This is a genomic window from Veillonella sp. ICM51a (assembly GCF_000524355.1).
GTDB lineage: Bacteria > Bacillota > Negativicutes > Veillonellales > Veillonellaceae > Veillonella > Veillonella atypica.
The window spans coordinates 23,875-39,168 of record NZ_JAPX01000001.1 but is presented as its reverse complement, the minus strand read 5'-3'; the positions used below and the strand labels follow the sequence as shown (position 1 = coordinate 39,168).

The 15,294-nt window shown below is 40.3% G+C and carries 13 protein-coding genes; all 13 read left to right on the top strand.

Annotated features, from left to right (window positions below; translation table 11 throughout):
- Positions 1-718: hemagglutinin repeat-containing protein (locus tag HMPREF1504_RS10035; RefSeq protein ID WP_232203303.1), on the top strand; the 718-nt coding region annotated here is incomplete at its 5' end.
- A 340-nt stretch (positions 719-1,058) separates the two neighbouring features.
- The gene (locus tag HMPREF1504_RS00140) at positions 1,059-1,448 is read left to right on the top strand and encodes a hypothetical protein (protein ID WP_038122491.1); all 390 of its coding nucleotides are present in this window, start codon (positions 1,059-1,061) and stop codon (positions 1,446-1,448) included.
- A 231-nt stretch (positions 1,449-1,679) separates the two neighbouring features.
- The gene (locus HMPREF1504_RS00135; RefSeq protein WP_038122489.1) at positions 1,680-2,447 is read left to right on the top strand and encodes a M48 family metallopeptidase; all 768 of its coding nucleotides are present in this window, start codon (positions 1,680-1,682) and stop codon (positions 2,445-2,447) included.
- 11 nt (positions 2,448-2,458) lie between these two features.
- Positions 2,459-5,866 (top strand): DNA polymerase III subunit alpha, encoded by a 3,408-nt coding sequence (locus tag HMPREF1504_RS00130; RefSeq protein WP_038122488.1) that lies wholly within the window; start codon positions 2,459-2,461, stop codon positions 5,864-5,866.
- A 34-nt stretch (positions 5,867-5,900) separates the two neighbouring features.
- Entirely contained in the window at positions 5,901-7,649 is a 1,749-nt protein-coding gene (pyk, locus tag HMPREF1504_RS00125; protein WP_038122487.1) for a pyruvate kinase, read from the top strand.
- 45 nt (positions 7,650-7,694) lie between these two features.
- Positions 7,695-8,606, top strand: coding sequence for a LysR family transcriptional regulator (locus tag HMPREF1504_RS00120; RefSeq protein WP_038122485.1), 912 nt, complete (start codon positions 7,695-7,697; stop codon positions 8,604-8,606).
- A 273-nt stretch (positions 8,607-8,879) separates the two neighbouring features.
- Complete coding sequence (locus tag HMPREF1504_RS00115) at positions 8,880-10,283, top strand: DASS family sodium-coupled anion symporter (RefSeq protein ID WP_009660759.1); 1,404 nt, start codon at positions 8,880-8,882, stop codon at positions 10,281-10,283.
- Positions 10,284-10,405: 122 nt separating this feature from the next.
- On the top strand, positions 10,406-10,675 hold the full coding sequence (gene citD, locus HMPREF1504_RS00110; RefSeq protein WP_005379312.1) for a citrate lyase acyl carrier protein: 270 nt from the start codon (positions 10,406-10,408) through the stop codon (positions 10,673-10,675).
- Entirely contained in the window at positions 10,675-11,640 is a 966-nt protein-coding gene (locus HMPREF1504_RS00105; RefSeq protein ID WP_005382238.1) for a CoA ester lyase, read from the top strand. The genes citD and HMPREF1504_RS00105 overlap by 1 nt, the downstream gene beginning before the upstream one ends.
- Entirely contained in the window at positions 11,630-13,177 is a 1,548-nt protein-coding gene (gene citF, locus HMPREF1504_RS00100) for a citrate lyase subunit alpha (RefSeq protein WP_038122479.1), read from the top strand. Before HMPREF1504_RS00105 ends, citF begins: the two co-directional genes overlap by 11 nt.
- Positions 13,178-13,627: 450 nt before the next feature.
- Positions 13,628-13,726: a hypothetical protein gene (locus tag HMPREF1504_RS10645; protein WP_287509569.1), complete on the top strand. Its 99-nt coding sequence runs from the start codon at positions 13,628-13,630 to the stop codon at positions 13,724-13,726.
- A 147-nt stretch (positions 13,727-13,873) separates the two neighbouring features.
- Positions 13,874-14,230 carry a cupin domain-containing protein gene (locus HMPREF1504_RS00095; RefSeq protein WP_038122478.1) on the top strand — a complete coding sequence of 119 codons (357 nt, stop codon included), beginning with the start codon at positions 13,874-13,876 and terminating at the stop codon, positions 14,228-14,230.
- 231 nt (positions 14,231-14,461) lie between these two features.
- The gene (locus tag HMPREF1504_RS00090; protein ID WP_038122476.1) at positions 14,462-15,208 is read left to right on the top strand and encodes a Bax inhibitor-1/YccA family protein; all 747 of its coding nucleotides are present in this window, start codon (positions 14,462-14,464) and stop codon (positions 15,206-15,208) included.
- Positions 15,209-15,294 lie beyond the last annotated feature (86 nt).

Here is a 15,294-nt window from a genome sequence, read left to right as displayed (position 1 = left end):
GAATGGCGATACCCATCAAGAAAGTTATGTACCAACGACGATTAGAGCAGCACAATTAGCACAACTTAAAGCAAAGCGAGATACGAATATGATTGGCTCTACTGTATCTGGTAAGAAAGTTGAAGTTGATACGGGTCATGATTTACATATTCAAAGCTTACAAGATGTAGATAACTTTAAAGAACACAGTAAGTCTGATGGCTTCTCTATTTCCTCTGAACCTAATTTCAAGGATCCAACTGGTAGTATTAGTGCTAGCGTAGGCTCTAAAGGTAAAGCGAACTCTATTACTCAATCTGCTATTTCTGATGGTATACTAACAGTAGATGGTAAAGAAATTGATACTAAGACGATTAATACCAATACAGAGAATACGCTACATCAATTAGATAAGATTTTTGATAAAAAGAAAATCGAAGAACGTCAGGAGTTGGCACGTTTATTTGTTAAAAATGCTTTTGAAGAAGTACATCGCTTAAGTGATAAATACGACTGGAAAGATGGTTCAGCACAGAAGGTAGCATTACATGCTGCGATTGGTGAAATTGCGGCACAATTGGCAGGTAATCCAAATGGATCGGGAGCTGTAGCAGCAGGGATTAATGAACTAGCGATAAAAAATTTTTTGATAAATATGCTAGTAAAATGTATTGGAGACGATATTAATAATGAATATAAAGTTCGTTTTAAAATATTTGCTTTTAGGGATATTGACTAGTACTATTATTTTTTCTGTAGTAAATTTTAGTAATTACTATTTTATGAATAGATATCCATATGCATCAAATTTATATAATGAAGCATTTAAATTGTATAATGCTGGAGTATTAGAAAAAATATCTTGGACAAAACTATTCCATAGACTTGGTGCATCTGAATCTACGCAAGTTACAGTTTTTGGAGAACAAAATAAAAATTTTGAGGATAAGCTAGTATTAGACTATATAGTTCTATCTAAAGAATATATGTTATATAAATCTAACTATGATGATAATAATTATCTGTTTAATTTTAGTGATGGACGTCTAGTAATTAGTATTTTTTAGTAGGTGAGATTTATGAAAATCTTAAAGATATTTTTTGTTGGGGTGGGACTTATTATAGGATTACTACTTTCTGCTAGTATAGGGGGAGCCTTTGATAATTTTTTACAGCTTAAATATACTTCTAATTTTGAGAATTATTGGTCTGAATTTAGAGATATTCAAAACTCTACTCAAAGTGAAGTTTTATATATTAATCCTAAAGTATTGAGACTAGGTTCTTTGACGCCTCATTTTATTGCTAAACTTTCTTATAAAGGGGAAGTTTTTAGAACTCAGTTAGAAGGCTTAGGGTGGAGTTATAAAGATGGGGTATATAGAAAAATAGTTAATGGTGATACATATACCCTAATGGTTCTAGATTATAAGAATAATATTGAGCTTGAGTTATATGTTGAGAAATAATTTAAATATTTTATTTGTATAGTTATAACTTTTGGATATTAAGCTATGATGTAATGTAGTTAGTGATTTAGAGAATTGAATATACATACAATATATTTAGCTGTTTTTGTTATCCCCTAGTAAAATAACAGATAGCTGATTAACATCAATCAGCTATCTGTTATTTTTTATTTATTGTTGCATATATCGAATAACTCCTATTAAAATCTCCAGATTTTAACGAATTTATGAGTGTTTTATGATAAAATAAAAGGTATGAATACTTCAACAACTCGGTCTATTACCTACAATGGTGACACAATTGAATATGAATTAACAATCAAGCGTGTAAAGAATATAAACATGCGTGTTCACAAGGATGGTAGTGTCCATGTTTCGGCGAATGCTTATGTACCAGATCATCGCATCGATGCGTTTGTTATTGAAAATATGCCTTTTATTGAGCGGGCTCGTTTTAAATTAGAAGCATTGACGGCACAACGGATAGAGGCCTTACAATATGTAACTGGTGAAACTGTATCTATTTTGGGCATGCCTGTTTCACTAGAGGTGCTAGAAACATCTGGCAAGCCACATATTAAGTTTGATGGTTCTAATCGCATGGTGATGTTCGTTAAATCTGATTACACCTATGAAGACAAGCATAAATTAATGCAAACCTTTTGGCGCCAGCTAGGGGAAAAGGTGTTTACCCATTGGGCGAAGGTCGTATATCAACGCTTTCACCAGCAACATATTGATGTTCCCATGCCAACGGTAAAGCAACAGCACATGAAGAGTCGTTGGGGTTCTTGTACGCCATCAAAGCAGCTCATTAAGATGAATATGCGTTTATTAGAAGGACCTCAGGCCTATATTGAATACGTTATGGTCCATGAGTTTGCCCATTTTAAATACTTGGATCACTCCAAGAACTTTCACAATTTAGTGGCCCAATTTTTACCAGATTGGAAAGCCCGCAAGAAATCGTTAAATATCTATTTTGCACATAGACCGTAAGGAGGTGTACCATGAAGCCATTTGTACATTTACATAGTCATACGGAGTTTAGTTTATTGGACGGCATCAGTCGTTTGCCGGATATGGTGCGCCGCGCGAAGGAACTGGAACAACCAGCCCTTGCCATTACGGACCATGGCAATATGTATGCAGCCATCTATTTTTATAAAGAATGTGTGGCACAAGGCATTAAACCGATTATTGGGTGTGAAGTGTATGTCACAGAAGGTAGCCGCCTTGATAAACCAGAAGGGCGTAGCCGTGAGCGATTAAAACATCTTATTTTGCTAGCCGAAACGATGGAAGGCTATCGAAACCTTGTTAAAATTGTATCAAAGGCCTCTACGGAAGGTTTTAATTATAAGCCCCGTGCTGACCATGATTTGTTGCGCCAATACAGCAAGGGCATTATTGCCCTTAGTGCGTGTATTCAAGGGGAAGTACCTCAATATATTCTGCAAGATAATATGGAGGGGGCCCGCCGCGCTGTTGAGTGGTACATCGAAACCTTCGGTAAAGATAATTTCTTTTTAGAAATTCAAAATCACGGTTTACCTGAAGAGTTACGGGCTCAGCAAGTGCTATGCCAATTAGCTGACGAATATGGCCTAGGCATCGTGGCGTCCAATGATTTCCACTATGTTATGAAAGACGACGCTGATGCTCAGGATATCCGCGTTTGTATTCAAACGGGCCGACGTCGCGCCGAAGTAGATCGTTTGAAATTCCCTAATGATGAGTTCTATCTCAAATCTGGGGACGAGATGGCGGAGCTCTTTGGACACATCCCTGGAGCATTAGAAAATACAGTAAAGATTGCAGACCGATGTAATGTAGAATTTAATTTTAATGAACACCATTTGCCGCACTTTGATGTGCCTGAGGGCGAAACGTCTAAGACTTATTTACGCAAGGTCTGTGAACGAGAAATACCTCGTTTATATGGCGATACCTCGGAAGAACTCAAAAAACGTCTTGACTACGAACTCGATGTTATCGGAACGATGGGCTTTGAAGACTATTTCCTTATCGTATGGGACTATGTGCGTTATGCGCGTGAACACGATATCCTTGTAGGCCCAGGTCGTGGCTCTGCGGCAGGTTCTGTAGTAGCTTATTTATTAGGTATCACAGGGCTCGACCCATTACAATACGATTTGCTCTTTGAACGGTTTTTAAACCCAGAACGGGTAAGCATGCCTGATATTGATATTGACTTCTGCTATGAAAAGCGGGGTGAAGCCATCGATTACGTAACGCGAAAATATGGACAGGCTCGCGTGTCTCAAATCATCACCTTTGGTACAGAAGCGGCCCGCGCCGTTATTCGTGACGTAGGTCGTGTGCTCGATTTACCATTAGCTGAGGTCAATCGCATTGCGAAGATGATTCCTAATGAATTGGGCATCACCTTAGAAAAGGCTTTAAAGGGTAAAGATTTAAAAACTCTATATGATACAGACCCTAATGTAAAAGAGCTATTTGATTTTGGTCAAAAACTAGAAGGTATTGCACGTAACTCGTCCACTCATGCAGCAGGCGTTGTAATTTCTGCGGATCCTCTAGATGACCATGTGCCTGTACAAAACTCTAATGAAGAAGGTTTTGTCACTCAATATGATAAGGATAATATCGAAGAATTAGGCCTGTTAAAGATGGACTTTTTGGGCCTCCGTACATTAACCGTTATGGGGGATGCCCTTAAGCTCATCAAGGCAAACCGAGGTATTGACCTCGATTTAGATGCTATCCCATTAGATGATAAAGAGGCTTGTGAGCTCCTTACCAAGGGCGATACATCGGGTGTGTTCCAGCTTGAGTCCGATGGGATTACCAAGCTCGTTATGGATTTGAAGCCGGAGCATTTTGAGGATTTAATCCCTCTCGTTGCACTCTATCGCCCAGGTCCTTTGGGATCTGGCATGGTGGCGGATTTTGTCGATCGTCGTCATGGTAAAAAAGAGGTGACTTATTTACATCCGATTTTGGAACCTATTTTGAAAGATACGTTCGGCGTTATTCTCTACCAAGAACAGGTTATGCAAATTGCGTCTGCCATGGGTGGTTTCTCTCTTGGCCAAGCGGATTTAATGCGTCGTGCGATGGGTAAGAAAAAAGAATCCGTCCTCAAGGCGCAGCGTGAATCCTTTATACAAGGTTCTATCAATAATGGCATCGAAGACTCCATTGCAAATGAAGTATTTGACTTGCTCGTTTACTTCGCCGGCTATGGCTTTAATAAATCCCATAGTGCGGCCTATGCGTATATTGCGTATCAAACGGCGTATCTTAAGGCGCATTACTTCCCAGAATTTATGGCCGCTACCATGACCAGCTTTATGCAAAATATGGATAAGCTCACCTACTATATCAATGCATGTAAAAAACATAATGTGCAGGTCCTCGGTCCCGATGTAAACCATTCCTTGCGTAGCTTTGCTGTACAAGGTGATGCCATTCGCTTTGGCCTTGGGGGCATCAAGAACGTAGGGGATAATGCTATCGATCGACTCATTACAGAACGTGAGGCCAATGGGCTCTATACGAGCATTACCGATTTTTGTCGTCGCGTAGATAGCAAGGTCGTTAATAAACGGTTGCTTGAAAGCTTAATTCGCTGCGGTGCTATGGACGGATTTGAGGAAAACCGCAATCAGTTATTGCATATGTATGAAAGTGCACAGGCTGTAGGGGCTAAGCAGCAAAAGGATGCTGCCATGGGGACTATGAGTCTCTTTGGTGAAAGCACGGATGACGTCGATATGATTCCGGTACCGAATTTACCTGATTTATCGGAAGATGATAAATTGAAGGATGAAAAGGACTACACAGGATTCTATATTACGGGCCATCCATTGCAAGGCTATAACAAGGAATTGAAAGGCCTTTTTGAACTGGGGCAACTCCTTGAAAACCCAGAGCGTTTTGATGGTCAAACGATTACCTTTGGCGGTCTCATTGCTGAAAGAGGGGATAGACCTACAAAACGGGGCGATGTTATGAGTATTCTTCGCATCGAAGATTACTCTGGTTCCGCTCAAGTGGTAGCATTTCCGAAGGTATTTGCACAGAGTCAACAATTCTTAGCTGTTGATATGGTCGTTAAGGTGCGAGGTCGCGTTGATGCGGATGAAAAGGGCGTGCAAATTATTGCTGATCGCATTGCACCATTAAAGGTAAATTACAACAATGCGCGACAAATCGCTATCCATATTCGAGGTGCCTATGATACGCCAGAAAATAGCAATGCGTTGAAGGAAATACTTTCACAAGCAGAAGGGCAAGTCCCGACAGCATTATATTTACACAAACAACGAAAACGAATTAATTTATCACCTCAATTATGCTTTGCACCTACAGATGAAATCATCGCACGCATTGAAGCGGTGTTAGGTGAAGGTGCCGTAGAGGTGCAATAGAGTATATTAAATACCATCCCATTTAGGAGGATATATGAAACGTACAAAAATCGTATGTACCGTAGGTCCGGGCACGGATAAATTCGGTATTTTAGAAGATATGATGCGCGCTGGCATGAATGTGGCTCGTTTTAACTTCTCTCATGGTTCACATGAAGAGCAAGCAGAGCGCATGCAAATGGTGCGTGATGCGGCGATGATTGTCAATAAACCAATCGCATTATTGCTCGATACAAAGGGCCCTGAGGTTCGTCTAGGACTGTTTAAAGAAGGCAAGGTATTTCTCGAAGCAGGGCAACAATTTACATTGACTACGGATGACGTGGAAGGCACGTCAGAGATTAGTACTGTAAACCATAAAGGTTTAGTAGGCGATGTGCATGTTGGCGATACGGTTCTCTTAGCTGATGGCCTTGTTAGATTGACCATCGATGCTATTGAAGGTAATAACATCATTACCACCGTTCAAAACAGCGGCGAAATCGGCAATCGTAAACGGGTGGCCGTGCCAGGCGTAGCGCTTAGCCTGCCACCTGTATCCGAGCAAGATGAATTAGATTTGCGCTTTGGTTGCCAACAAGGTGTGGACTTTGTGGCCGCATCTTTTATGCAACGCGCTAAGGATGTAGTGGCTATTCGCCGTATCTTGGAATCTGAACAAAAGGATATTAAGATTATCGCCAAAATTGAAAATGCTGAAGGGGTCAATAATATTGATGAAATCCTCGATGTAGCGGATGGTCTTATGATTGCCCGTGGTGATTTAGGCGTAGAAATTCCGGCCGAAGAAGTACCGGTATTGCAAAAGATGATGATTGAAAAATGTAATCGTCTTGGCAAACCTGTTATTACGGCTACGCAAATGTTGGAATCTATGATTCAAAACCCTCGTCCAACTCGTGCCGAGGCGAGTGATGTGGCCAATGCCATCTTAGATGGTACCGATGCGATTATGTTGTCTGGCGAAACGGCTAATGGTTCATACCCTGTAGAAGCTGTTACAACGATGACACGTATTGCAGAGGTAACGGAGCAATCCGTCATTTATGATCATAAGAGCAGAACGCAGGAAAGCGTTGATGTGACTACTACTGAAGCTGTATGTTTGGCCAGTGTGCGCGTTGCGAGTGATCTTGGGGCAGCAGCTATTTTGACATGTACCGAATCTGGTCATACTGCAATTAGTGTGGCTCGTCACCGTCCAGATTGCAAAATTATCGCTATTACACCACATGATGAAACGATTCGCCGCATGCAATTGTGCTGGGGTGTCGAGGCTATCAAGGGGAGCGAAAATATCAACTCTGATGAAATGGTAAAACAGGCGATTACCGGTGCTCTCGGGGCAAATGCCATCAACTCTGGTGATCTAGTTGTCGTTACGGCCGGTGTACCATCTGGCTCTACAGGGACTACGAATATGATTCGCGTCCATATTGCAGGCAAGGTATTGTTGTCTGGCAATGGTATTTTGCGTAAATCCGCTACGGGTCGCGTATTTATTGCGGCTAATCATAAGAAGGATTATGAAAGTTTCCAATCTGGCGATATCCTCGTAGTAGGGACTATGGAACCAGAATTGATGAATATTGCTAAACGAGCGGGCGGTATCATTTCTGTTGAAGATGGATACACATCGGATAGTGCTATTGCAGGCATTACGTATGGTATTCCTGTCATCTTAGGCGCCAAAGACGCTTATGACGTATTGCTTGAAGGCGCAGAGGTTACCATCGATGGTGAACGGGGCAAAGTCTTTGCAGGCATTGCGAATGCTAGATAAGCAATATATAATGTAAATAGGTTGGTCATAAAAAGGAGTACGACTATGGATGATAAAGAATGGCGTACCTTTGTAACCGTTGTGGATGAAGGTAATATAACAAAAGCAGCTGAAAAGTTATTTGTTTCGCAACCTGCTTTGAGCTATCGACTGCGTCATTTAGAGGATAGCGTAGGGTACTCCTTGTTGCTTCGTACCACAGAAGGTATTGCATTGACGCCACAAGGTGAAATCTATTATGACTATTGCAAACGCATGCTGCATGATAGAGAGGCCTTAGACCATGCATTGACGTCGTCTACTGGTAAGATTCAAGGTACATTGAAGATTGCATCATCTATCAATTTTGCAGATTATGAATTACCAGCTTTGTTGAAATCGTTCCGCGAACAGTATCCAGATGTACATATTCAAGTTAAGACAGCTTTCAGCCATCAAGTTGTAAAGATGTTTAATACCGGTGATTGTATGGTTGGCTTTGCACGTGGTGGATATGAAGTATCAGGCAATTCAGAATTGTTATTGGAAGAACCGTATTGCTTGGTATATAAAGAGTTAGTGCCACCAGAATCGTTAGAGAAGGTGCCTTTTATTCGATATCAAACCGATGCATCGGTAGCTAACATCATTGAAAAATGGTGTGCTGAGCATTTTGAAGAACCTCCCATTGTAGCGATGGATGTTAATTCCATGAGTACATGTCGTCACTTTGTGCGGGCCGGTCTAGGATGGTCTATTCTAACTTATATGGGTCTTGGATCTTGTAAGGATAAGGATATTTATGTTAGCCCATTGCGTAGCAAGGATGGAACATATATAACGCGTGATACCAATATGGTATACACAAAAGAATCGGCTAATTTAATTGCCGTTAAAACGTTCATTGAGTACGTACGAGATTACTATAAAAAACACACTGTCGTAGACGATAGTATTTTTAGAGAATATCAATCATAACATGTAAGTGCATGTATACATCTTTTTGAGATGTATACATGCATTTTTTACATTTACACCTAAAAAACTATGAGTAAAATGCATAAAAAGTATGAATGACAGTTATAAAAATTTTTATGCCCCCTATAAAGGTAATCTATTTTTCATTATTCTACTAAGCATCTATAATGAATGTAAACTTAAACAATGTAATTGATGTCGCGAGCGATTATGTTGCCAAGGAATAGATGATCTTATGTATGCCTAAGTTAGTTAAGAAAGGTAAAAACACACATGAAAGACAAATTATGGCGCGTTGCCGTTATGGCTGCCATCGTCGCAATTGCGTGGTTCGGGGGCACACCAGAAGGCCTTAAACCACAAGTATGGCACTTATTTGGTATTTATTTAGCAACAATCGTGGGTTTGGTATTAAAACCATTTCCAGTACCTATTACAGTATTATTAGGTGTTGCCACATCTTCTATTTTATTAAACAATGTAAAAGATGTATTAGTTGGTTATAGCAATACAGCATTATGGTTAATCTTTGCAGCTTTTGCATTATCCGTTGCGTTTGGTAAAACTGGACTTGGACACCGTATTGCGTATCATTTAGTTCGCGCATTCGGTAGTACTACACTTCGTCTTGGTTATGTAACTGCATTTCTTGATTTGATTTTATCCCCTGCAACACCGTCTAATACAGCTCGTGCAGCAGGTATCGTATACCCAATCAACTTGTCCATTGCAGAAGCCGTTGGTTCTCATCCAGGTGAAACTGCTAAAAAAGCAGGTGCATATCTCTTGCAAAATGGTTATTTTGCAACTAAGGTAACATCCTTCTTGTTCGCCACAGCGATGGCACCAAACTATTTAGCTCTTGATTTTGTAACAAAATTAACAGGCGTATCTTTGAACTGGGGGCAATGGGCTTTAGCTATGTTTGTTCCGGGTCTCATCATGTTAATGTTCATTCCTCTTATTGGTTATATGTATGAACGCCCATCTGTAAAAGAAATCGATAACAAGAAAATTGCTGCCGACGGTTTAGCTGAATTAGGACCTATGAAAGGTTCTGAAAAGGGCCTTATCGTAATTGCACTTCTTGCAATTGTGGGATGGATTCTTCCAACATTTGATATTAAAATTGATGCTACTGCTGTTGCTGTCGTAGCAATGCTTGCAACATTTGTATTTGGTATCATAACATGGGATGATTTGCTCAAAACTAAAGCCGCTTGGAATACATTAATCTGGTTCGGTGGTATTTTGGGTTTATCCTCTGCATTGACAAAAGGGAAATTCTTTGAATGGTTAGCAAAATACTTAGAAGTGCATATGAATTTTGGTTTAGATCCATTTATGATGCTCCTCCTTATTGCTGTTATCTCCGTTGCAGTTCGTTACTTCTTTGCATCTGGTACTGCTTACATCTCCGCAATGCTTCCAGTATTTTTGATTGTAGGTGTTAATGCAGGTATCGATCCTACATTACTAGCTTTCGTTTTGATTGGTACAAATGCGTATGGTGGATCTGTAACTCACTATGGTGCAGCACCTGGTCCAATTATCTTCTCTGCTGGTTACAACAATGTAAAAGATTGGTGGACTGTTGGTCTCATCTCTGCCGTTGTATGTTTAGTATTGAACTTCGTAATCGGTATTCCTTGGTGGAAAATTGTTGGTTTCATGTAAGTGAAACTTTTACAATGGAGTGTTAGAATTTAATTAGTTGTATTCAATATTTGTACAAGGCTCTCGCGACGAGCCTGTACAGATTTGGGTTTTATAAATCTTTTATAAAGAAAGGATGTAACATGGCACAATTAGTGAAAGCTGCGCAAGCAGGCTTCGACGAAAAAAATGATGCATTAGTTACGGTAGAACCGATTGCTAGCGGCATCGAAATCGAATTGACTTCCAAAGTTATGCGTCAATATGGCGACCAAATTAAATCTGTTATCTTGAATACAGTTAAAGAAGCTGGTTTTGATGGCGTAAAAGTAACTGTACAAGATAAAAATGCTTGGGATTACACAATTAAAGCTCGCGTGTTGGGCGCATTAGAAAGGGGGAGCAAAGCATAATGGCTAACGATAAAACATTTCCAGAAGTAAAAACTAATCCGCTTACAGAAGCGGCTAAAAAACGCTTATCCCGTTCCATGATGTTCGTTCCTGGTAATACACCAAAAATGATTAACAGTGCTGATATCCACGGTTCTGACTCCATCATGATCGATATTGAAGATTCCGTGCCTATTACAGAAAAAGACACAGCTCGTCTTTTGACTGCAGAAGCATTGAAATCCCGTAAATTCCGCGCTGAAACTGTAGTTCGTATCAACCATCCTACACAAACACCTTATGGTTATGATGACCTTGATGTTATCGTTCCAGCAAAACCTGATATGATTCGTTTACCTAAAACTGAAGACGTATCCGAAGTTGAAATCGTAGCGAAGAAAATTGAAGAAGTGGAAAAAGCTAATGGCTGGCCAGAAGGTACAATCAACATTATCGTAGCTATCGAATCCGTTCGTGGCTTGTACAATGTTCGTGAAATCTGCCACGGCCCTCGCGTAGTTGCTATCGCTCTTGGCGCTGAAGACTACCGTGCTGACCTTCGTACAGGTAAACATAAACCAGCTGTTGAATTGTTGTTCGCTCGTCAAACAATTCTTCACGCAGCACGTGAAGCAGGTATCCGCGTCATCGATACTGTATTCTCCGACGTAAAAGACCCACAAGGCTTCCGCGAAGAAGTTGAATTCATTAAAGCTTTGGGTTACGATGGCAAATCTTGTATCCACCCAAGCCAAATCAAAATTATCCACGAAGTATTCACTCCTGATGAAAAAGAAATCGCTCATTCCGTTAAGGTATTGAACAGCTATGCTGATGCATTGCGCAACAATAAAGGCGTAATCTCCGTAGATGGTAAAATGATCGATGGTCCTATCGTAGTTCGTGCACAACGCGTAGTTGATAAAGCACGTGCAGCAGGCATTAAAGTTGAATTAGAGGAAGGAGCAGAATACGATGTTAAATAAAGTAGGTCGCGATATCCCAACAAATATCCCAGCACTAGAAGGTCGCGAAGTATATCAAGGTGAATTCGCAATTGAACCTAAGGCTAAACGTGCAGGTAAACCTGTTCACATGAGCCGTGTTGGTACAAATAAAGTTCTTGCTTCCATTGATGAAGCAATCGAAAAAGCGGGCGTAAAAGATGGCATGACATTGTCCTTCCATCATCATTTGCGCAATGGCGACTATGTTATGAAAATGGTTATGGAACGCGTTCAAGCGAAAGGCATTAAAGATATTACAATCGCGTCTTCTTCCTTGTCCCCATGCCATGACTTCTTGGTAGAAATGATTCAAGACGGTACTGTTACAGCTCTCGAAACATCTGGTTTACGCGATCGTCTTGGTAAATTCTTAACACAAAACCCTGGCGTATTAAAACGCCCTGTTGTCATTCGTCCTCATGGTGGCCGTGCTCGTGCTATCGAATCTGGCGAAGTTCATATCGATGTAGCTTTCATGGCTGCTCCTACAGCTGACTCTCGCGGCAATGCAACTGGTCGTATGGGTAAATCCGCATGTGGTGCACTTGGCTATGCTAAGGTTGACTCTCACTATGCAGATACAACTGTTATCATCACTGATAACTTGGTTGACTATGTACACGACTATGCCATCCCTCAAACAGATGTAGATTATGTTGTTCCTGTTGAAAGCATCGGCGACCCAGAAGGTATTGCTTCTGGTGCAATTGGCTTCACTAAGAACCCTATTCAAATTAAAATCGCTGAACTAGCTGGTGAATTCCTTGACCAAGCGGGTATCATTAAAGAAGGCTTCGTATTCCAATTGGGCGCTGGTGGTGCTCCATTGACTGTAGCAAAATTTATTGCTGAAAAACTTCGCAAACGCGGTGAAGCTGGTGGCTTTGCTATCGGTGGTGCTACTGGTATCTTGACTGGTATGCTTGAAGAAGGCTTAATCAAAGCTATCTATGACACTCAAACATTCGATACTACTGCAGCTGCATCCTTGGATAAAAACCCTGCACATATCGAAATGTCCGCTTCTATGTACGCTAATCCATGGACAGACTGCACTACAAACTACCTCGACGTAGTATTCCTTGGTGCTACTGAAATCGACCTTGATTTCAACGTAAACGTAATGACTGACTCCAACGGTGTATTGATGGGCGCTTCCGGCGGTCACTCTGATACAGCAGCAGGTGCTAAATGCACAGTTATTACTTGCCCATTGATTCGTGGCCGCTTGCCAATGATTCGTGATAAAGTAGCTACTGTAATTACACCAGGCTCTTCCGTTGACGTACTCGTTACTGAATACGGTATTGCAATCAATCCAGCTCGTACGGATTTGATTGAACGCTTCAAAGATAGCAACTTGCCTATCTACACAATTGAAGAATTACAACAATTAGCATTCGACTTAGTTGGTAAACCAAAAGATATCCCTGTATCTGACAAAGATGAAGATATCATCGCAATCGTAGAATACCGCGATGGTTCTATTATCGACGTGGTTCGTAAACCGCTATAATTGAAATAAAGACCCTCTCCATGGTCCTAGGACTCACACATGCCTGAAGTTCCTCTACGGACCACGGAGAGGGTCTTTTGTCGTTTGTTTAATTGTTATCCTAGGGGATGGTGACGCCTTCAGCGGTACAGAGCAAGTGTTTATCGCGGTTCCGCACCACGAACTCTAGTATATCGGTAGTTGTACGCCTACATGATTGTAGCGGGTGCGGTATTCTACGGATTACGTTTGTGGGGGCCCGATGATGATATTCTTGCGCGTCCAGCTTACGGCTGAACATGGTTCGAATACCATCATCGGGCTATATTTATAACAGTTATATCTTTTAAGTTGTTATGAAATATGGATTATATAATAATTGTGGTACTAGTAATCATTTGATATACTATAAATGAATGGTATGTTATATTTAGCTTTATCTTGCCTGATGTGCAGTATCACTTTCATGGCATGAATCCTGATGATGTAGTTATTCATGCATATAATATGTTGTATTTTATTTTAGAAAATGATATCCTGTTGGTGATGGTGATACTATTAGCGGCCTAGAGAATGGGGAATTGGATTCAAAAGTGCAATGGACATTGCCGTATGAGGATTCCCTAGTTCAACCGGTGAGAGCAGTGCTTGATGTAAATATGGGCGAATATGCATCGGGCACTCGTTAGTTGTTAATCGATGAAAGGTGTGAACATTATGAGTAATCAACGTATTTTTGATATGGAACTTGTGAAAGTTGAGAGTTTGGAGAAAGCTGTTAGGACGCCATTTTATCAAACTGATTCCACAGGTGGTTCAGTTTGGGTTATTAAACCTGGTCAAACCTTACCAAAGCATTATCATCATAATTCTGATGATATATGGGTTATATTGCAAGGGACAGGGGTGTTTTATCCAACGCCGGATACCGAGGTGCCTTTTACAAAGGGACAAGTTATAGTATCTAAAAAGGGTGAATGTCATGGTGCAAAAAATACTGGAACGGAAGATATTGTCTTTGTGAGTATCGTTGCTCCGGTGCCGTCTGATTATGATCCTGTTACTACTAATTAATATGAAAGTACTTTATAGTATTTTCTTATCTTGTGATAGAGATATATTCATACTATAAAGTGTTTTTTTAGGAGCGATAACAGAAAGTGGGTCACTAGTGAGGTAGAAGGACTCAAATTCTTTATGATTTGGTTTTATACAATGTGTTTTTATGGCGTTGAATAAGAATTTTTAGTATAATATATAGATAGATAACAAACTATATAAACTACAAATAGCAAGGAGGTTCTTATGAATCCATATATGACACAAACGCCAAATGCTAATGATGTAGCATTGGTAGAAAGTATTGTATCTCAACGGTTAAAGGGCTCTATTTTATGGATGGTTGTTGGTTTATTGACCACATTGGGTATTGGTATTGCGACGCTAATGAACCCATCTTGGGCGCGCTTTGCAGCTAGCAATTTCAATATTTTATTGATTGTAGAAGTAGCTGTTGTATTCTTGTTTAGCATGCGCACGTATAAGGCCAATGTTATGTCCCTATATGCGATGTTCTTCATCTATAGTGCATTGAATGGCGTAACCTTATCACTTGTTTCGTTAGCGTATGGCATCATGGAAGCTACTGTACCTGCATTGATAGGGGCGTTGGCATTCTTCGTTGCTTTCTCTATTGTAGGTCTTACGACTAAGAAGAATTTAGCCGGATTAACACCGTACTTAGTGGCTGCTATATTTGGTATGATTATCGTAAGTCTTGTGTTTATGGCAGCATCGTATTTTTCGATTCCATATCTTAGTTCCATTAGTTATAGTACAATTAGCTTGATTCTTGGCTACGTTGGGGTCGTGGTATTTTCCATCTTTACGGCTGTTGATATAAACATGATTAAAAACAGTGTTACTCAATTGGCACTATCTGAAGATGAAACGATTTTAGATCGTATTGAAATTGCTGGTGCACTTAGCTTGTATCTCGATTTCATTAACTTGTTCTTATCCTTGTTGCGTATCTTTGGTAATAGACGCTAATATCTGAATAGTGTATGTGAAAGCACCTTATATACTGTTAGAAATCTTTATTGAGATTTTACATAACAGATATAAGGTGCTTTTTG

Coding starts and splice junctions, on each gene's coding strand:
- HMPREF1504_RS00140 (WP_038122491.1), top strand. CDS start 1,059: ATGAAAATCTTAAAGATATTTTTTGTTGGGGTGGGACTTATTATAGGA.
- HMPREF1504_RS00130 (WP_038122488.1), top strand. CDS start 2,459: ATGAAGCCATTTGTACATTTACATAGTCATACGGAGTTTAGTTTATTG.
- pyk (WP_038122487.1), top strand. CDS start 5,901: ATGAAACGTACAAAAATCGTATGTACCGTAGGTCCGGGCACGGATAAA.
- HMPREF1504_RS00120 (WP_038122485.1), top strand. CDS start 7,695: ATGGATGATAAAGAATGGCGTACCTTTGTAACCGTTGTGGATGAAGGT.
- HMPREF1504_RS00115 (WP_009660759.1), top strand. CDS start 8,880: ATGAAAGACAAATTATGGCGCGTTGCCGTTATGGCTGCCATCGTCGCA.
- citD (WP_005379312.1), top strand. CDS start 10,406: ATGGCACAATTAGTGAAAGCTGCGCAAGCAGGCTTCGACGAAAAAAAT.
- HMPREF1504_RS00105 (WP_005382238.1), top strand. CDS start 10,675: ATGGCTAACGATAAAACATTTCCAGAAGTAAAAACTAATCCGCTTACA.
- citF (WP_038122479.1), top strand. CDS start 11,630: ATGTTAAATAAAGTAGGTCGCGATATCCCAACAAATATCCCAGCACTA.
- HMPREF1504_RS10645 (WP_287509569.1), top strand. CDS start 13,628: ATGAATCCTGATGATGTAGTTATTCATGCATATAATATGTTGTATTTT.
- HMPREF1504_RS00095 (WP_038122478.1), top strand. CDS start 13,874: ATGAGTAATCAACGTATTTTTGATATGGAACTTGTGAAAGTTGAGAGT.
- HMPREF1504_RS00090 (WP_038122476.1), top strand. CDS start 14,462: ATGAATCCATATATGACACAAACGCCAAATGCTAATGATGTAGCATTG.